The sequence below is a fragment of the Streptomyces sp. NPDC060000 genome, from assembly GCF_042737375.1.
GTDB lineage: Bacteria > Actinomycetota > Actinomycetes > Streptomycetales > Streptomycetaceae > Streptomyces.
On sequence record NZ_JBHWUU010000009.1, the window covers coordinates 83,104 to 100,992 of the forward strand.

General features: G+C 69.9%; 18 protein-coding genes. 12 read left to right on the forward strand and 6 right to left on the reverse strand.

Features of this window, described 5'->3' with window-relative positions; translation table 11 throughout:
• Positions 1-43: 43 nt before the first annotated feature.
• Positions 44-427 (forward strand): hypothetical protein, encoded by a 384-nt coding sequence (locus ACFWBB_RS07655; RefSeq protein WP_385268156.1) that lies wholly within the window; start codon positions 44-46, stop codon positions 425-427.
• 56 nt (positions 428-483) lie between these two features.
• Here ACFWBB_RS07655 and ACFWBB_RS07660 read toward each other — a convergent pair whose 3' ends face one another.
• The gene (locus ACFWBB_RS07660; protein WP_385268158.1) at positions 484-1,866 is read right to left on the reverse strand and encodes a glycine--tRNA ligase; all 1,383 of its coding nucleotides are present in this window, start codon (positions 1,864-1,866) and stop codon (positions 484-486) included.
• Positions 1,867-2,039: 173 nt separating this feature from the next.
• On the opposite strand from ACFWBB_RS07660, the gene ACFWBB_RS07665 reads away from it, so the two are divergent.
• The 4 genes from ACFWBB_RS07665 to ACFWBB_RS07680 are packed head-to-tail and all read left to right on the forward strand — an operon-like array spanning position 2,040 to position 5,279.
• Positions 2,040-2,999, forward strand: a complete 960-nt coding sequence (locus tag ACFWBB_RS07665) for a metal ABC transporter substrate-binding protein (protein WP_385268160.1) — start codon at positions 2,040-2,042, stop codon at positions 2,997-2,999.
• A 17-nt stretch (positions 3,000-3,016) separates the two neighbouring features.
• Positions 3,017-3,898, forward strand: a complete 882-nt coding sequence (locus ACFWBB_RS07670) for a metal ABC transporter ATP-binding protein (RefSeq protein WP_385268162.1) — start codon at positions 3,017-3,019, stop codon at positions 3,896-3,898.
• A complete protein-coding gene (locus tag ACFWBB_RS07675; RefSeq protein WP_385268164.1) occupies positions 3,898-4,800 on the forward strand; it encodes a metal ABC transporter permease in 903 nt (300 codons plus the stop codon). Before ACFWBB_RS07670 ends, ACFWBB_RS07675 begins: the two co-directional genes overlap by 1 nt.
• Before the next feature lie 59 nt (positions 4,801-4,859).
• Positions 4,860-5,279, forward strand: coding sequence for a Fur family transcriptional regulator (locus ACFWBB_RS07680; protein WP_028806487.1), 420 nt, complete (start codon positions 4,860-4,862; stop codon positions 5,277-5,279).
• A 238-nt stretch (positions 5,280-5,517) separates the two neighbouring features.
• Here the strand turns inward: ACFWBB_RS07680 and ACFWBB_RS07685 are convergent, their stop codons facing one another.
• Positions 5,518-6,369 carry an isoprenyl transferase gene (locus tag ACFWBB_RS07685; RefSeq protein ID WP_385268167.1) on the reverse strand — a complete coding sequence of 284 codons (852 nt, stop codon included), beginning with the start codon at positions 6,367-6,369 and terminating at the stop codon, positions 5,518-5,520.
• Positions 6,370-6,445: 76 nt separating this feature from the next.
• On the reverse strand, positions 6,446-7,195 hold the full coding sequence (gene recO, locus ACFWBB_RS07690; protein ID WP_385268169.1) for a DNA repair protein RecO: 750 nt from the start codon (positions 7,193-7,195) through the stop codon (positions 6,446-6,448).
• A 164-nt stretch (positions 7,196-7,359) separates the two neighbouring features.
• Between recO and ACFWBB_RS07695 the strand changes: the two genes are divergently transcribed.
• Genes ACFWBB_RS07695 through ACFWBB_RS07710 form a run of 4 tightly spaced genes read left to right on the forward strand, consistent with a single transcriptional unit; the run spans position 7,360 to position 11,311 of the window.
• Positions 7,360-8,655, forward strand: coding sequence for an MFS transporter (locus ACFWBB_RS07695; RefSeq protein WP_385268171.1), 1,296 nt, complete (start codon positions 7,360-7,362; stop codon positions 8,653-8,655).
• Positions 8,649-9,551, forward strand: a complete 903-nt coding sequence (gene bla / locus ACFWBB_RS07700; protein ID WP_385268265.1) for a class A beta-lactamase — start codon at positions 8,649-8,651, stop codon at positions 9,549-9,551. The genes ACFWBB_RS07695 and bla overlap by 7 nt, the downstream gene beginning before the upstream one ends.
• 59 nt (positions 9,552-9,610) lie before the next feature.
• The gene (locus ACFWBB_RS07705; protein ID WP_385268173.1) at positions 9,611-10,369 is read left to right on the forward strand and encodes a hypothetical protein; all 759 of its coding nucleotides are present in this window, start codon (positions 9,611-9,613) and stop codon (positions 10,367-10,369) included.
• A 3-nt stretch (positions 10,370-10,372) separates the two neighbouring features.
• The gene (locus tag ACFWBB_RS07710) at positions 10,373-11,311 is read left to right on the forward strand and encodes a pyridoxal-phosphate dependent enzyme (protein ID WP_385268175.1); all 939 of its coding nucleotides are present in this window, start codon (positions 10,373-10,375) and stop codon (positions 11,309-11,311) included.
• 70 nt (positions 11,312-11,381) lie between these two features.
• Here the strand turns inward: ACFWBB_RS07710 and ACFWBB_RS07715 are convergent, their stop codons facing one another.
• The gene (locus ACFWBB_RS07715; RefSeq protein WP_385268177.1) at positions 11,382-11,849 is read right to left on the reverse strand and encodes a protein phosphatase; all 468 of its coding nucleotides are present in this window, start codon (positions 11,847-11,849) and stop codon (positions 11,382-11,384) included.
• An 80-nt stretch (positions 11,850-11,929) separates the two neighbouring features.
• On the opposite strand from ACFWBB_RS07715, the gene ACFWBB_RS07720 reads away from it, so the two are divergent.
• Together ACFWBB_RS07720 and ACFWBB_RS07725 are read left to right on the forward strand one after the other, a co-directional pair.
• Positions 11,930-12,562 carry a SigE family RNA polymerase sigma factor gene (locus ACFWBB_RS07720; RefSeq protein WP_385268179.1) on the forward strand — a complete coding sequence of 211 codons (633 nt, stop codon included), beginning with the start codon at positions 11,930-11,932 and terminating at the stop codon, positions 12,560-12,562.
• Positions 12,559-13,542, forward strand: coding sequence for a hypothetical protein (locus ACFWBB_RS07725; protein WP_385268181.1), 984 nt, complete (start codon positions 12,559-12,561; stop codon positions 13,540-13,542). Before ACFWBB_RS07720 ends, ACFWBB_RS07725 begins: the two co-directional genes overlap by 4 nt.
• 61 nt (positions 13,543-13,603) lie before the next feature.
• Here ACFWBB_RS07725 and ACFWBB_RS07730 read toward each other — a convergent pair whose 3' ends face one another.
• Both ACFWBB_RS07730 and leuA read right to left on the reverse strand, forming a co-directional pair.
• Positions 13,604-14,299 (reverse strand): TerB family tellurite resistance protein, encoded by a 696-nt coding sequence (locus ACFWBB_RS07730; RefSeq protein ID WP_385268183.1) that lies wholly within the window; start codon positions 14,297-14,299, stop codon positions 13,604-13,606.
• A 185-nt stretch (positions 14,300-14,484) separates the two neighbouring features.
• Positions 14,485-16,206, reverse strand: coding sequence for a 2-isopropylmalate synthase (gene leuA / locus ACFWBB_RS07735; protein WP_385268185.1), 1,722 nt, complete (start codon positions 16,204-16,206; stop codon positions 14,485-14,487).
• A gap of 376 nt (positions 16,207-16,582) precedes the next feature.
• Here leuA and ACFWBB_RS07740 point away from each other — a divergent pair, with 376 nt between their 5' ends.
• Positions 16,583-17,653 (forward strand): M4 family metallopeptidase, encoded by a 1,071-nt coding sequence (locus tag ACFWBB_RS07740; RefSeq protein ID WP_385268187.1) that lies wholly within the window; start codon positions 16,583-16,585, stop codon positions 17,651-17,653.
• Positions 17,654-17,889: the final 236 nt, after the last annotated feature.

The following is a 17,889-nucleotide window of genomic DNA, read 5'->3' on the forward strand; positions in this document are numbered from 1 at the left end:
CTGTTACATTTCGTAAGGAAGTTGGGTGAAAGGAGCGAATGACATGCAGCACGAGCCAGGGGCTCTGCTCTACGACCCCGCGACGGACAAGGTCGGCGAGTACCAGGACCGGTCCGGGCCCTACGCGATGCTGCGGCCCGTCGGCGGCGGCCGGGAGTGGCAGGCGGACCCCGCGGGACTGCGGCCGGCGACCGCCGAGGAACGGCTGAGCGCGGGCGTACGGGCGGCGAACCGGCGCGCCCGGACGGACGCGCCGTTCATGGTCGGCATCGGCACGCCCCGCCCGCCGGTACCGGAGCCGGACTGCGCGGAGTGCGACGGCCTGGCGTCGAGACGGGAGAGCGCCCGGGCCACGCACGACCACAGCGCGGAGACGGACGCCAATGTGCTGATGCGCGGCCACCAGCGCCGGGACCACCGCGAATGACAAGTGCCGGGCCCCTCGAAAGGGACCCGGCACCGGTGTTCGGTCGAGAAGTGAGGTCAGCAGCCGATCAGGCGGGCGGCGAGGTAGCCCTCGATCTGGTCGAGCGACACCCGCTCCTGCTTCATCGAGTCACGCTCGCGGACGGTGACGGCGTTGTCGTCCAGGGTGTCGAAGTCGACGGTCACGCAGTACGGCGTGCCGATCTCGTCCTGGCGGCGGTAGCGGCGGCCGATGGCGCCGGCGTCGTCGAACTCGATGTTCCAGTTCTGGCGCAGCGCGGCGGCGAGACCCTTGGCCTTCGGCGACAGCTCGGGGTTGCGGGAGAGGGGCAGGACCGCGACCTTCACCGGCGCGAGGCGGTGGTCGAGGCGCAGGACCGTCCGCTTCTCCAGCTTGCCCTTGGCGTTCGGCGCCTCGTCCTCGATGTAGGCGTCGAGCAGGAACGCCAGCATCGCGCGGCCGACACCGGCCGCGGGCTCGATGACGTACGGCGTCCAGCGCTCGCCGGCCTCCTGGTCGAAGAAGAAGAGGTCCTGGCCGGAGGCCTTGGAATGCGCGGTGAGGTCGTAGTCGGTGCGGTTGGCAACGCCCTCCAGCTCACCCCACTCGTTGCCGCCGAACTGGAAGCGGTACTCGATGTCGGCGGTGCGCTTGGAGTAGTGGGAGAGCTTCTCCTTGGGGTGGTCGTACCACCGCATGTTCTCCTCGCGCATGCCCAGGCCGGTGTACCAGTTCCAGCGCTGCTCCATCCAGTACTCCTGCCACGTCTCGTCCTCGCCCGGCTTGACGAAGAACTCCATCTCCATCTGCTCGAACTCGCGGGTGCGGAAGATGAAGTTGCCGGGCGTGATCTCGTTGCGGAAGGACTTGCCCATCTGCGCGATGCCGAACGGCGGCTTCTTGCGCGAAGTGGTCTGCACCTGGGCGAAGTTGGTGAAGATGCCCTGGGCGGTCTCGGGGCGCAGGTAGGCGATGGAGCCGGTGTCCTGCGTGGGGCCGAGGTGGGTGGAGAGCAGACCCGAGAACTGCTTGGGCTCGGTGAACTGGCCCTTGTTGCCGCAGTTGGGGCAGTTCACGTCCGCGAGGCCGTTCGCCGGCGGGCGGTTGTGCTTGGCCTCGTACGCCTCTTCCAGGTGGTCCGCGCGGAACCGCTTGTGGCAGGAGGTGCACTCGGTCAGCGGGTCGGAGAAAGTGGCGACGTGGCCGGAGGCCACCCAGACCTCGGGGGCCAGGATGACGGACGAGTCGATACCGACCACGTCCTCGCGCGACGTCACCATGTAGCGCCACCACTGGCGCTTCAGGTTCTCCTTGAGCTCGACACCGAGCGGTCCGTAGTCCCAGGCGGCCTTCTGGCCGCCGTAGATCTCACTGCAGGGGAATACGAAGCCACGGCGCTTGCTCAGGCTGACGATGGTGTCGATCTTGTCGGCGGCCACGGTGCTCTCTTCATAACGACGACGGGCGACGAAGCGAGATGCGCTTCCAGAGAAGACTTCAGGGTACCGGCGGGGACTCCCCCTCAACCACATCGGATCCCTGCCCAGACCCTTACCCAGCCGTTACCGGGGCTTGTTGACAACGGTTTCCATATTTGTTGAAAATGACTGTCATGAACGTACGACGACGACTCATATCCGGCACCGCGGTCGCCGCGGCCACCGCCCTCGGCCTCGGCACCCTCTCCGCCTGCTCCACCGACAGCGCGGCCGCGGCCAACACGGGCAGGTTCGACGTCGTCGCGTCGTTCTACCCGATGGCCTTCCTCGCCGAGCAGATAGGCGGGGACCATGTGCACGTCACCAGCCTCACCCAGCCCGGCCAGGAGCCGCACGACCTGGAGATCAGCGCCAAGCAGACGGCCGCGCTCCAGGAGTCCGACGCGGTGCTCTACCTCAGGAACCTCCAGCCCTCCGTCGACGACGCGGTGGCCCAGTCCGAGGTCAAGACCAAGATCGACGCGGCCTCCCTCACCACCCTGGAGAAGCACGGCAACGAGGTCGGCGGCCACGCGGCCGCGCACGACGACCACGAGAACGAGGAGCCGGCCGGCCTCGACCCGCACATCTGGCTCGACCCGGTGCGCTACTCCCAGGTCGCCGAGGGTGTCGGCAAGGCCTTCGAGAAGGCCGACCCGGACCACGCGGCCGACTACAGGACCAACACCGCGGCCCTCGTGAAGAAACTCGGCGCCCTCGACACGGAGTTCGAGGACGGGCTGGCCCGTACGAAGACCAAGGTCTTCGTCACCACCCACGCCGCCTTCGGCTACCTCGCCGAGCGCTACGGCCTGACCGAGGAGGCCATCAGCGGCCTCGACCCCGAGTCGGAGCCCAGCGCCGCCCGCGTGAAGGAGCTTGAGAAGATGGCCGAGGCCGACGGCGTCACGACCGTGTTCTACGAGACGCTCGTCAGCGACAAGACCGCGAAGACCATCGCCTCCGACGCGAACCTCAAGACCGACGTCCTCGACCCGATCGAGGGCATCACGGAGAAGTCCCGGGGCAAGGACTACTTCTCGGTCCAGCAGGCGAACCTCAAGGCGCTGCAGACAGCCCTGGGCACGAAGTGATCTCTACGGAGGGCGTCATGGACGCGAGCGTCACCGACGCGAAGGCCGAGTCCGTCTCATCGGAGTCCGTTTCGGCGGAGTCCGTTTCGGCGGAGTCCGTCTCATCAGAACCCGTCTCGTCAGAACCCGTCTCGTCGGAGTCCGTCATCTCGCTGCGCGGGGTCCGGGCGGAACTGGGCTCGCGGCCCGTACTGCGGGGCATCGACCTGACCGTGCGGCGCGGTGAGGTCGTCGCCCTGCTCGGCGCGAACGGCTCGGGCAAGTCGACCGCCGTACGCAGCGTGATCGGGCAGGTCGCGATCAGCGCCGGCGAGGTCGAGCTGTTCGGCACCCCTCGGCGCCGGTTCCGGGACTGGGCGCGCATCGGATACGTCCCGCAGCGCACGACGGCCGCCGGCGGGGTCCCGGCCACGGTGACGGAGATCGTCTCCTCGGGCCGCCTCTCCCGCACCCGCTTCGGCGTCTTCCGCAAGGCCGACCGGGAGGCCGTACGGCACGCCCTGGAACTCGTGGGCATGGCCGACCGGGCCAGGGACAGCGTGGACGCCCTCTCCGGCGGACAGCACCAGCGCGTACTCATCGCCCGCGCGCTGGCCGCCCAACCCGAGCTGCTGATCATGGACGAGCCGATGGCGGGCGTCGACCTGGCCAGCCAGGAGGTCCTGGCGCGGACGCTGAAAGAGCAGGTCGCGGCCGGTACGACGGTCCTGCTCGTCCTGCACGAACTGGGACCCCTGGAGCCCCTCATCGACCGGGCGGTCGTCCTGCGCGACGGCTGCGTCCTGCACGACGGCCCGCCCACACCGGCCGTCGGCCAGCACGCGCTGCCCGGCCACGACCACGTACACCCGCACGCACCCGCGGGCGCCGAACCGATCCGCACGGGACTGCTGAGCTGATGGACCTCCTGAACTTCGCCTTCATGCAGCGGGCGCTGCTCGCCGCCGTCCTGGTCGGCGTCACGGCCCCCGCCGTCGGCATCTACCTCGTCCAGCGCCGCCAGGCCCTGATGGGCGACGGCATCGGCCATGTCGCGATGACCGGCGTCGGTCTGGGCTTCCTGCTGTCCTGGTCCCCGGTGTGGATGGCGACGGCCGTCTCGGTCCTCGGCGCGGTGGTCATGGAACTGATCCGCTGGTACGGGAAGACCCGCGGTGACATCGCCCTCGCCATGCTCTTCTACGGCGGCATGGCCGGCGGCGTGATGTTCATCAACCTCGCGCCGGGCGGCTCGAACGCGAACCTCACGTCGTACCTCTTCGGGTCGCTGTCGACCGTCTCCGAGTCGGACGTCACGGCGATCTGCCTGCTCGCGGCCTTCGTGGTCGTCGTCACCCTGGGCCTGCGCCGCCAGCTCTTCGCCGTCAGCCAGGACGAGGAGTTCGCCCGGGTGACCGGCCTGCCGGTCCGGGCGCTGAACCTGCTGACGGCGATCACGGCGGCGGTCACCGTGACGGTGGCGATGCGGGTGGTGGGCCTGCTGCTGGTGTCGGCCCTGATGGTGGTCCCGGTGGCCGCCGCCCAGCAGCTCAGCCGCAGCTTCGCCGCCACCTTCGCCATCGCGGTCGCGATCGGCGTGACGGTGACCATCGGCGGTACCGTCACCTCGTACTACCAGGACGTCCCGCCCGGTGCGACGATCGTCCTGCTGACCATCGGCGCGTTCGTCGCGCTGAGCGTGCTGGCCGCTCCCCTGGCCCGCCGCCGCGCCCGCGCGCTGGCGGCGGCGCACCCCGGCGGCGACCCGGCGGAGTGCGCGATTCCGGCCACCCGGGCATCGGGGGACGAGGTCGGCGTCTGACCGCGCACAGCCGGGGCTGGCACAATGGCCCCGCAAACCGCAGACGTGAGGAGGCAACGGTGACAACCGCTGGACCGCCCGTGAAGGGCCGTTCCACCCGGCAGCGTGCCGCCGTGGCGGCCGCGCTCGACGAGGTCGACGAGTTCCGCAGCGCCCAGGATCTGCACGACATGCTCAAGCACAAGGGCGACTCGGTGGGTCTGACCACGGTCTACCGCACCCTCCAGTCCCTCGCCGACGCGGGCGAGGTCGACGTCCTGCGCACCTCCGACGGCGAGTCGGTGTACCGCCGGTGCTCCACCGGCGAGCACCACCACCACCTCGTCTGCCGCGTCTGCGGCAAGGCAGTGGAGGTGGAGGGCCCGGCGGTGGAGAAGTGGGCCGAGGCGATCGCCGCGGAGCACGGCTATGTGAACGTGGCCCACACGGTGGAGATCTTCGGTACGTGTTCCGACTGCGCGGGTGCCTCCGGCGGCTGAGCGGTGGGGGTCGGCAGGGATGACCGGCCCTGGGGGCTGTACCCCCCGGACCCCGGTACCCCCGGACCCCCCTTCGGCCCCGGAAGGGCCTCGTCCTCAGACGCCGGACGGGCCGGAAGTACGCGGCCGAACCTGAAAGCCCACCGCCTCACGACCTGCCGAAGCACCGTTCCAGTTCGTTCAGATCGTAGAACCTGCTGACCTTGGCGACCGGGGCGCAGCTCGCCTTGAAGGCGGGCTAGGAAGTGACCTCCGTGTCCGAAGTCTTTCCCTCCATGGCCAGGAGTTCCTCGTTCGTGACCGCGCCGCCGAAACGACGGTCCCGGGACGCGAACTCGACGCACGCCCGCCACAGGTCACGGCGGTCGAAGTCCGGCCACAGCACGTCCTGGAAGACCAGTTCCGCGTACGCGCTCTGCCAGAGCAGGTAGTTGGAGGTGCGCTGCTCGCCGCTCGGCCGCAGGAACAGGTCGACGTCCGGCATGTCCGGGTAGTACAGGTACTTCGCGAGGGTCTTCTCGTTGACCTTGGAGGGGTCGAGACGCCCCGCCTTCACATCCTCCGCCAGTGCCTGCGCGGCGTCCGCGATCTCGGCCCGGCCGCCGTAGTTCATGCAGAAGTACAGGGTGAGACGGTCGTTGTCCTTGGTCTGCTCCTGGGCGATCTGGAGCTCCTTGGCGACCGACTTCCACAGCTTGGGCATCCTGCCCACCCAGCGCACCCGGATGCCGAGCTCGTCGAGCTGGTCACGGGTCTTGCGGATGAAGTCCCGGTTGAAGTTCATCAGGAAGCGGACCTCGTCGGGTGAGCGCTTCCAGTTCTCGGTGGAGAAGGCGTACAGCGAGATGTTGCGCACACCCATCTCGACCGCGCCCTGCAGCACGTCGAGGACCTGCTCCGCGCCGACCTTGTGTCCTTCGGTGCGCGGCAGCCCGCGCTCCTTGGCCCAGCGGCCGTTGCCGTCCATGACGATCGCCACATGCTCGGGGACCAGCTCGCCCGGGAGCTTCGGCGGGCGCGCGCCGGACGGGTGCGGCTCCGGCGTCCTGTACTCCCGACGCTGCCGCCCCAGGAACCCGCGTACGACCATGTGCCTCTCGTCTCCTCTGACTCTCGCTTGCTGCTGTCGCTTCCGTACTGCTGCTTCTGCGCTGCTGCTTCTGGGACTATTTCTCGACGTACCGGAGTGAGCGCAGCCCGCGCTCCAGGTGCCAGTGCAGATAGGCGGACACCAGCCCGCTGCCCTCGCGGACGTGCCGCGGCTCGCACGCGTCCGCCGTCTCCCAGTCTCCCGTGAGCAGCGCGCCTAGCAGGACCAGGGTCTGCGGCGAGGGTACGACGCTGCCGGCCACCCGGCAGTCGGCGCAGACGGAGCCGCCTGCCGCGACGGAGAAGAACCGGTTGGGTCCCGGCATCCCGCACTTGGCGCAGTCGCCGAAGCTGGGGGCGTACCCGTTGACGGCCAGCGACCGCAGCAGGAACGCGTCGAGGACGAGGTGCGGGGCGTGCTCACCGCGGGCCAGGGTCCGCAGCGCGCCGACGAGCAGCAGGTACTGCTGCACAGCCGGTTCGCCCTCGTGGTCGGTGAACCGCTCGGCGGTCTCCAGCATGGCCGTCCCGGCCGTGTAACGGGCGTAGTCGGTCACGATCCCGCCGCCGTACGGGGCGATGATCTCGCTCTGTGTACACAGCGGCAGCCCGCGTCCGACCAGCTCGCTGCTGCCCCGCGCGAAGAACTGCACGTCGACGTGGGAGAAGGGTTCGAGGCGGGCCCCGAACTTGGACTTCGTCCGCCGCACGCCCCGCGCCACGGCCCGCACCCGTCCGTGCCCGCGCGTCAGCAGCGTGATGATGCGGTCGGCCTCGCCGAGCTTCTGGGTCCGCAGGACGACGCCGTCGTCCCGGAAGAGACTCATCGCACACCGCCGGGGACGGCGGCCCGCCGGGACCGCGGCACGGCGCGGTCCACCGCACCCGGCCGCTGGGTGCGGGGCACGATGCCGTCGTCGCGGAACAGGCTCATGCGCCCATTCTCGCCTACGCCGAAGGGGTGGTGTGCCCGACCGCTACGATCCCTCGGATGGTGCGGCGGGCGCTGGGGCGCGACTTCGGGTGGTTGTGGGCGGCGTACGCGGTCAGCGGTTACGGGACCTACCTGGCGTTCAACGCGTTTCCGATGATCGCCGTGCTGGTGCTGCACGCGGGGTCGTCCGAGGTGGCGGCGCTGGCCGCGGTGGGACCTGCGGTGGGGGCGCTGCTCGCGGTGCCGCTCGGGCCGTGGGTGGAGTTCCGCCGCAAGCGCCCGGTGATGATCGCGGCGGATCTGGCGCGGTGCGCGGCCATGCTGAGCGTCCCGGCGGCCTACGCCTTCGGCCGGCTCGGGCTCGTCCAGCTGCTGCTGGTGTCGATGGTCGTGGCGGCGGCCGACATCTCGTTCACGGCGGCGAGCGGCGCGTTCCTGAAGTCGCTGCTGCCACCGGAGGACCTGCTCACCGCGAACGGCCGGTTCGAGTCGACGACCTGGACGACGACCATGCTGGGGCTGCCGCTCGGCGGTGCCCTGATCGGTCTGTTCGGGCCGATGCTGACGGTCACGGCGGACGCGGTCAGCTACCTCCTCTCGGCTGCGGGCCTGTACGCGATCCGCAAGCGCGAGCGGAAGCCCGTCCGGGTCCACACCGGCCCCTCCCGCCGGCTGACCAGCGGGGACCTGCTGGCAGGCTGGCGCCACCTCCTGAGCCATGCGGCCCTGCGACCCCTGTTCCTGAACACGGCCCTGGTCAACGGCCTGATCATGGCCGGCTCGCCGCCGCTGGCCGTGCTGATGCTGGGCCCGCTCGGCTTCGAGCCCTGGCAGTACGCGCTGGGTTTCGCCCTGCCCTGCGCCGGCGGCCTGATCGGTTCCCGGCTGGCCCCGGGCATGGTCTCCCGGTACGGGCGGCGCCGGGTGCTGCGCACCGTGGGGGCGCTGCGGGTGTGCTGGCCGCTCGGGCTGGCCTTCGTCGGACCGGGAACGGGCGGGCTGGTGCTCGTGATGGTCGTGGAGCTGGGCCTGATCACGTGCATCGGGCTGTACAACCCGGTCCTGGCGACCATCCGCCTGGAGCTGACTCCGACGGACCGGGTGGCCCGTATGTCGGCGGCGTGGTCGGTGGGCACCAAGGCGGCCGTCGCGACCCTCACGGCCCTGTGGGGCGTCCTGGCGACCCTCACCGGCCCCCGCACCGCCCTCGCCGTCGCGGGAGTGCTGCTGCTGGCGACACCGCTGCTGTTGCCGCGCGCGACCGGGGGCGGCGCAACCGGTGGGAGCAAAGAGGCGTCCGTGACAGAAACAGAAGAGGCCATGATCCCCGACGGACGGAGAGAACGATCTTAGGCTCGCACCTTTCCCCCAGCCCCTCCCGCCGCACCCTGCTGACGGCCGGCGCGGCCACGACGGCCGCCGCCCTGCTCACCGCGGCCCCCGCGCACGCGGCCACCACCTCCAGCGCCTCGGCCACGGCCCGGCTGCGTGACCTCGAGGCCCGCCACGGTGCCCGGCTCGGGGTCTTCGCCCACAACGTGCGCACCGGGCGCTCGGTCCGCCACCGCGCCGACGAACGCTTCCCGGTGTGCTCCCTGTTCAAGCCCCTGGCGGTGGCGGCCGTCCTGCGGGACCTGCCCGAGGAAGCCCTGGACCGGCGCGTCCACTGGACCGCGGCGGACGTGGTGGAGAACTCCCCCGTCACCCAGGAGCACGTGGCCGACGGCATGACGATCGCCGAGTTGTCCGCCGCCGCCATCCAGCGCAGCGACAACACCGCCGGCAACCTGCTCCTGCGCGAGCTGGGCGGCCCCACCGCCGTCACCCGCTTCGCCCGCTCCGTCGGCGACCGCGTCACCCGCCTCGACCGCTGGGAGCCGGACCTCAACTCGGCCGAGCCGGACCGGGTCACGGACACCACGACCCCGTACGCGATCGGCCGCAGCTACGCCCGTCTCGTCCTCGGCGACGCGCTGGCCCCCGCCGACCGCCGGCGCCTGACCGACTGGATGCTCGGCACGATCACCAGCGCCAACCGCTTCCGCGCGGGACTCCCGCCGACCTGGACGCTCGCCGACAAGACCGGCGGCGGCTGGTACGGCGCGAACAACGACGCCGGAATCGCCTGGACCCCGGACGGCACCCCCATCGTCCTGGCGGTCCAACTGACCAAACCCGACCGGGACGCGCCCTACGACCACGAACTGATCGTGAAAACGGCGGAGGTACTGGCGGAGGTGCTGGGCTGAGACGGGCGGCACCGAAACCGCTCATGCCCCCAGCCGAATCGCCGAGCGGAAGGAATTCTGTGACGAACTGGGACAGCTTTGACAGCGCGACTTACGCGGCCCAGAACTACGGCACCAAAATCCATCCGGAGGATGAGCAGATCATCCGCTTCGTAGCGGCCGAATTAAAGAACCTTCGCATCCCGTTCGAAAATCTTCGAAGTGCGGCAGACATAGGAGCAGGGCCGAACCTCTACCCTGGCCTATTATTGACGCCGTACATCTCTCCTGGCGGCACCCTGGAGCTCATCGACCGTTCTGCCGCAAACCTTCACCACCTGCGCGAGACCATTGAAGAATCGGGCAACGACGGCGCGGCCATGTGGGCAAAATTCGAGACCCTCCTCCTACGATTGGGCCACCGCACAAGCGTCCAGAGCCTGCGGAAAGTCGCAAGAGTACGGGAGGGGAGCATATTCGAGCTTCCCACCGAGCAATATGATGCGGTTCTCTGCTTCTTCGTGACAGAGTCCATAACCGCCGACCCCGAAGTATTCGCCGCCGGTCTGGATTCCCTCATGAAATCACTGAAGCCGGGCGGCCTGTTCATCACGGCCCATATGGTCGGCTCTACGGGGTACGAGTCGGGAACGGCAAACTCGTTCCCGGCATGCAATCTGACCATGCCGGAAATCGAACGGTACTACCGCCCCTATGGGGTATTTCGTTCGACCCTCGTCTCACATGGCCCGCAAGATGCAATTCGGCCTGGCTATCAAGGGATGGCCGCCCTGGTCGGCAGGAGGTGCTCCGCGCATCCCTACGAAATAAACCGATAGTCAATGGATCACATATCGGAGATAGAAGCCGCCGCTTCACGCATTCTGAACTTCACGATAAGGACACCATCGCACACCTCCGCCTGCGGCAACGTCCTTTTCAAGCGAGAGGACCTACAGGCGGGCGGGTCATTCAAAATGCGCGGCGCCGCCAACAAGCTCCTCGCGGCGAACAAAGCCGCATGCCGCAACGGCATCGTCACTGTTTCCTCGGGAAACACAGGCCGTGCACTGTGCGCACTCGCTACAGAATTCCCCGTCCCTATACATGTCTTCATTCTTGATCATTGCGAAGTCGTCAAAGTCGACCACTTGATGCGGGCGGGAGCCACGGTCCACATCGCTGGACCTTCTTTCTTTGCCGCCAGCGTACGGGCCAGAGAGTTCGCCCGGGCGCATGGAATGCTGTTCTGCTCATCCTCAGCCGACTGGGAATTCCTGTACGGCGTAGCAACGATCGGCTTGGAACTGCATGAGGCTCAACCCGACCTGGAAGTGATCTATGTTCCGATAGGCGGCGGTGGTCTCGCCGCTGCAGTCGGCACCTTCTACGCGGCACTGGGGGCCCGCAAGCGCCCTCGGATCATCGGTGTCCAGTCGTCGCAGTCCCGGCCGATCTACGAGCATTTCCACCACGGCCGGATCCTCAGCACACCGGAATCCACAGCGGCGGCCTGTCTGGAAGGCGAGCCCGAGGCCGGTGCCATCATCCTGGACATCGGCCGACAGGTTCTGACAGACGTCGTCGTGGTCACCGACGACGACATCCTCGAAGCGGTCGCCCGCCTGGCCTGCATGGGGGTCTTGGTCGAGCCCGGAGCTGCGGCAGGCTACGCCGCCTACCTCAGGCACACCACCGCGGTTGATCTCGCGGGGGTCATCCTCACCGGAGCACCGACCGGTCAGGACGTCGTCGACCGCGCCGGTGTTGCCGAGCCATAGGCGACAGCGTCGCGGCCCGCGGCGGCCACATGCCGGATGGCGGGCGAAGAGCAAGGTGCGCACAGTCGCTCTAGCTCCGGCCCTCTGCTTCACCGGGTGCCCCGAACCCCCGTACATACCTCCGCTGCCAAGGCGTCTCCACCGCTCGCCGGTCGTAGTTGCTGCGGACGAACTGGACTGCTTCCTCGGGGGGTACGCCGTCCAGGACCGCCAGGCAGGCCAGGGCCGTTCCCGTGCGGCCTCGGCCGCCGGCGCAGGCGATCTCCACGCGTTGGTCGGCCGCGCGGTGCCACGCCTCGGTGAGGGTCGCCCGGGCCTGCGCGCGGTCGCCGGGAAGGCGGAAGTCGGGCCAGTGGAGCCAGCGTGACTCCCAGGGGGGTCGCGGGGGCCGCGCGCCGAGGAGGTAGACGCCGTACGCGGGGGTGGGCGCCGTCGGGTCGAGCGGGCGGCGCAGGCCGCGGCCCCGGATCAGACGGCCGGACGGCAGCGCCAGCACTCCGGGCTGACCTTCGCTCCAGGCCCACGCGTCACGTTTCATCGCCCCATTCGAACGCGGTCCCGGGGCACGGGCAACCGATTCGGCGCAACCTGTGGTCTGGAGGGCGAGGAGGGTGCTTGATGCAGGCCGAACAAGAGGACCGGTTCCAGGAGTTCGTCAGAGCGCGGTGGCCCCGGCTCGTCCGGACCGCGTATCTGCTGACGGGGGACGTCCACCACGCGGAGGACCTGACGCAGACCGCGCTGGCCAAGGCGTACCGGTCGTGGCGGCGGATATCGCGCAGCGACAACCCCGAGGCGTATGTGCGGCGGATGCTGGTCAGCTGCAACAGTGACCGGTTCCGCAAGCGCCGGGTCACCGAGGCGCTGACCGCGGCGCCGCCGGAGCGGGCGGGGCGCGACGAGGGCGCGGGGCGGGTGGAGGAGCGCGGCTCCCTGCTCGCCGGGCTGGCCCAACTGCCGCCCAGGCAGCGGGCGGTGGTGGTTCTCCGGTACTGGGAGGACCTCTCCGAGGCAGAGGTGGCCGAGGTGCTCGGCTGCTCGCCCGGCACGGTGAAGAGCCAGGCGTCGAAGGGGCTCGCGAAGTTGCGCGGTTATCCGGGGCTGACCGCCGGCCGCACGGTCCCCGGGGGCCGGAGTCACGGCCAGGGGCCCGGTCAGGACAACGGCCAGAGCCAGGGCAACGGTCGAAGCCAGGGCCAGAGCCACGGTCGGGTGCGGGTTCGGGATCAGGTTCAGGGAGGCAGTAGGTGAACGGCTCGGGAGAGCAGGTGAACCGGGAGGACTTCGGGTTCGAGGAGCGGATGCGTGAGCTGCTCGCTGAGGACGCCTACACCATCAGGCCCTCGCCCGCGCCTTATCCGGCGATCCGGCGGCGTGGACTGGCCGAGCGGCGGCGGCGCGTGGCGGTGACCGGGGCAGCGCTGATGACGCTGGCCGCGGTGCCGGTGGGGGCGTATGCGGTGGCCGGGGGGAGCGGGGGGCGGGCCGCCGACACGGCGGTGCCGAAGCCGTCGGTCAGCGCCCCGCACAGCAGCACGGCCGGGAGCACCGGCGAAAGCACCGGTGGAAGCGCGTCGGCGTCGTCGTCGGGCACGCAGGGGGACACGACGGGTGGGCCCGCGCGGCCCGTCACCGACGGGCAGTTGCTCGACGGGATCACCTTCGCGCAGGCGGCGGACGGGCTGAAGGAGTGTCTGAGCGCCGAGGGCGGGCCGCCCGGGAGCACCGCGGATCTGGGCGAGGCCGAGGACTACCGGATCATCCTGGCGATCAAGAGCACCGGCGACTCCAACGACCCCGGCGACGGCATCTACGTCACCGCGGTGAAGAAGCAGCGGGCGGGTAGCTGGGTGCTCTGCTCCATCAAGGGCGGGGTGGCCTCGGGCATCAGCACCGGGTCGAGCGACGCCGAGGCGCCGGGCGCGGGCCCGGTCACGGTCGACATCAACGGCGGCAAGCTGTACCAGCAGTCGTTCACCGACAAGGGCGACTGGAAACTGCCGTTCCGGTGGGGGGTCATCGGCACCGTCGAGGCGCCGGTGGCCAGGGTGACCGTCTCCTACGGCGACGGCGGCCCCGTGACCGCGGCCCTGGACCACGGCTGGTTCGTCGCCGCCGGCCTGCTGAACCAGCAGGTCACGCTGGCCCCGCACATCAAGGGCTACGACGGCTCCGGCAAACTGGTCTACGACTCCGACGAGGACGGGACGTACCGGCGCACGCTGCCCTAGCCGGTCCCGGTCGGGCGCTCCTCTCTGGTCCGCCCGTCACGAGTGCCCGGCCGCGGGAGTCTCAGGACGGTGTGCGGGCCGCCACCAGCAGGCGGGTCACCTCGTCCGCGTGGATCGTCAGGGCCGCGCCCACCGTCGCGAGGACCTCTCGCTCGTCCGGGGTGTAGGGGCCGTCCGCCAGGGCGATCCGGGCGCCCTGGAGCAGGATCGATTCGCGGCCGACCGCGGCGAGGTGCGGGGCGAGCGGGTCGAGGGCCTCGTGGAGCTCTATGGCCAGGCCCGGACCGTACGGTTCGCCGTAGCTGGTGCCGGTGTCCGAGGCCAGGGCTGCGACGAGGGCGGCGAGCTGTTCCTCCGTGCAGTCGGTGAAGCCGGCCGCGCGCACGGCGCCCGCCGCCGCCTCCAGGGACGTACGGGCGCAGGTGCCGCCCGCGGACAGGACCGCGAGGGCGACGGTGTGCACGGCGTCGCGGAGCATCGCCGAGAAGCGGATGGTGGTGGGGTGGTCGAGGACGTCGGTGCCGAAGTGGCGGCGGCAGGCCGCGCACTCGACGACCGGGCCGGTCTCACCGCGTGGCACGACCGGCAGGCCGAGGAAGGTGAAGCGGCGCCGCCCGGTCAGCCGCTGGTAGTTGCGGTCGCCTCCGCAGCCCGGGCAGAAGAACTCGCCGTCGCCCGCGGACGTCCACGAGGTGCGGGTGCCCAGGATGCGGGCAAGCCCGGTGACACGGCCGTCTCGTCCCCGTTCTGGCAGCACGTCGCACCTCCGTAACCCCGCGGCAACATCGCCGCGCGCCTCCGTGATGTTAGCCACATCCATGAGGTGTAGTCAGCACCCAGGACGAGACCTTCCCGTGACCTGCACAGAGGGATGGCCGATAAACGACGGGGCCCTGACCGCCGTATGCAGCGGTCAGGGCCCGAAACTCCCGGTCAGGCGGGTCAGCGGGTCGCGCGGTTGACGGCCGACACGACCGCCTTCAGTGACGCACGCGTCGTGTTCGCGTCGATGCCGATGCCCCACAGGACCTTGTCGTCGATCGCGCATTCGATGTAGGAGGCGGCCTGCGCGGAGGCACCCTCGCTCATCGTGTGCTCCTGGTAGTCCAGGAGACGCACGTCGATGCCGACGGACTCCAGGGCGTTGAAGAAGGCCGAGATCGGACCGTTGCCGGTACCGGTCAGGACGGTGTCCTCGCCGTCCACCGTCGCCTCGACGGTCAGGGTGTCCACGCCGTCGGTGTCCGTGGTCGACTGGCCGGTGCGGACCTGGATGCGGCCCCAGGGGTTCTCCGGGTTCGGCAGGTACTCGTCCTGGAAGACGGCCCAGATGGCGCCGCCCGTGACCTCGCCGCCCTCGGCGTCCGTCTTCGCCTGGATGAGCTTGGAGAACTCGATCTGCATGCGGCGGGGCAGGTCCAGCTTGTGGTCGTTCTTCAGGACGTACGCGATACCGCCCTTGCCGGACTGCGAGTTGACGCGGATGACGGCCTCGTAGGAGCGGCCGACGTCCTTCGGGTCGATCGGCAGGTACGGGACGGCCCACTCGATGTCGTCGACGGTGACGCCCTTCGCGGCCGCGTCGGCCTCCATGGCGTCGAAGCCCTTCTTGATGGCGTCCTGGTGGGAGCCGGAGAAGGACGTGTAGACCAGGTCGCCCACGTACGGGTGGCGCGGGTGGACCTCCATCTGGTTGCAGTACTCCCACGTACGACGGATCTCGTCGATGTCGGAGAAGTCGATCTGCGGGTCGACGCCCTGGGAGAACAGGTTCATGCCCAGGGTGACCAGGTCGACGTTGCCGGTGCGCTCGCCCTGCCCGAACAGACAGCCCTCGACGCGGTCGGCGCCGGCCATCAGCGCCAGCTCGGCGGCGGCGACGGCCGTACCGCGGTCGTTGTGCGGGTGGACCGAGACGCAGACGTGCTCGCGGCGGGAGAGGTTACGGCTCATCCACTCGAAGCGGTCGGCGTGGGTGGAGGGGGTGGAGCGCTCGACGGTGGCCGGCAGGTTCAGGATGATCTCGCGGCCCGGGCCGGGCTGGTAGACGTCCATGACCGCCTCGCAGACCTCGAGGGCGAAGTCCAGCTCGGTGTCGGTGAAGATCTCGGGCGAGTACTGGTAGCCGAACTCGGTCTCCGGGCCCAGCAGCTTCTCGGCGTACTCCATCACCAGGCGGGTGCCGTCGACGGCGATCTGCTTGATGTCGTCCTTGGAGCCGCGGAAGACCACCCGGCGGAACACGGGGGCCGTGGCGTTGTACAGGTGGACGGTCGCCCGCTTGGCGCCCTTCAGCGACTCCACCGTGCGCTCGATCAGGTCCTCGCGGGCCTGGGTCAGTACGGAGATCGTCACGTCGTCCGGGATCGCGCCCTCTTCCTCGATGATCGAGCGCACGAAGTCGAAGTCGGTCTGACCGGAGGCCGGGAAGCCGACCTCGATCTCCTTGTAGCCCATCTTGACCAGCTGGTCGAACATCCGGCGCTTGCGCTCGGGCGACATGGGGTCGATCAGGGCCTGGTTGCCGTCACGCAGGTCGGTGGAGAGCCAGCGCGGGGCGGCGGTGATCCGCTTGTTCGGCCAGGTGCGGTCGGGGATGTCGACCTGGTCGTACTGTCCGTACTTGTGGATCGGCATGTGACTGGGCTGCTGGCGGTTCGCCATGGGGCGTGGGCTCCTCGGGGTGACCGGAGAATGTCCGGGCGGAAGGACGGCCGACACGCAACACCAAGCACCGCGGGGAGGGGGTCGGCCTCGACTACAGGCCCTCGCCGCGGCAGCTAAGGAGAAGCAGCCCGAAACGCATAGTGCTCCGCAGCCTAGCCGAGCCGTTCCCGTCGCGCGGGTCCGTTCCAGTATGCGGGACCGGCCGGAGGAACCATAGGAAAAGGTGCAGAACGTGCGCCACGCCACTTGCCGCCGCGCGCCACTCCCCCGCCATACCACCCGGCGCCGCAACGCAGGCCCCTTTGTCACCGTATTTCACCAATCATGGTTGCGGGTAGTGACAGCTACGTCACGCAGTGCAAGGGTGCCGGGCATGACGACTCACGGGGGCTTCGAGCCCGTCTTCTGCACCGTCGTGCCGCCGCACGTCCTCGACCGGCTTGCGCGGAGCGACGACCCCGCTCTCTCCGGCCCGGCCCGGCGCACCATCCTGCGCGACAGCGAGCTGCGCGCGCTCCGCCAGGTGACCACCGAGTACGGCCTCCTGGCCGCCCCGACGGCGAAGGCGCCGTCGGACCAGCCGCTGCGCACCCTCTACGACGCCGGGCACGGCACCTCGCTGCCCGGCACCAAGGTCCGCGCCGAGGGCCAGGAAGACGGCCAGGACGCCACCGTCAACCGCGCCTACTCGGGGCTCGGCGCCACCTTCGACCTCTATCTGAAGGCCTACCGGCGCCACTCGATCGACGGCGACGGCCTGCCCCTGGACGCCACCGTCCACTACGACGAGGGCTACAACAACGCCTTCTGGAACGGCGAGCAGATGGTGTTCGGCGACGGCGACGGCGAGATCTTCGTCGACTTCACCAACTCCATCGACGTCATCGGGCACGAACTCACCCACGGCGTCACGCAGTACTCGGCGAACCTGACCTACAACGGTCAGCCCGGCGCCCTCAACGAGTCGATGTCGGACGTCTTCGGCTCGCTCATCAAGCAGTACTCCCTCGGCCAGACCGCAGCCGAGGCCGACTGGCTGATCGGCGCGGGCCTGCTCGCCCCGAACGTCACCGGCACCGCCCTGCGCTCCATGAAGGCGCCGGGCACCGCGTACGACGACGACGTCCTCGGCAAGGACCCGCAGCCCGCGACGATGGACGAGTACGTCCGCACCGGCCGGGACAACGGCGGCGTCCACATCAACTCCGGTATCCCCAACCACGCGTTCTACCTGGCCGCCGCCGCCCTCGGCGGCTACGCCTGGGAGAAGGCCGGCCAGATCTGGTACGACGTGCTGACCGGCGGCGAACTCAGCGAGCGGGCCTTCTTCTCCGACTTCGCCAAGCTGACGGTGAAGGCCACGCGCGAGCGCTTCGGCGACGGCGGCGAGGAGCTCCAGGCCGTGTCGAAGGCGTGGGAGCAGGTGGGGGTGCGGATTCTCTGAGTCCGTAATAGACAGGGACCCATGCGTATCCAGGTAAGTCGGACGGGCGGGTTCGCGGGCATCGAGCGCCGTGGCGCGGGGGGGACCCCCGCCCCGCCCCCCCCCCCCCGCCTCGCTCACCCCCCGCCCGCCCGCCCCCGGTGCCCCGAACCCCGCCCCGCGGGCCCCCGCCTCCGCGAGCACCACCCACAGAGTGCCCGGCGCCCGTGGCAGGACCCGGCGGCCCAGCCATACGG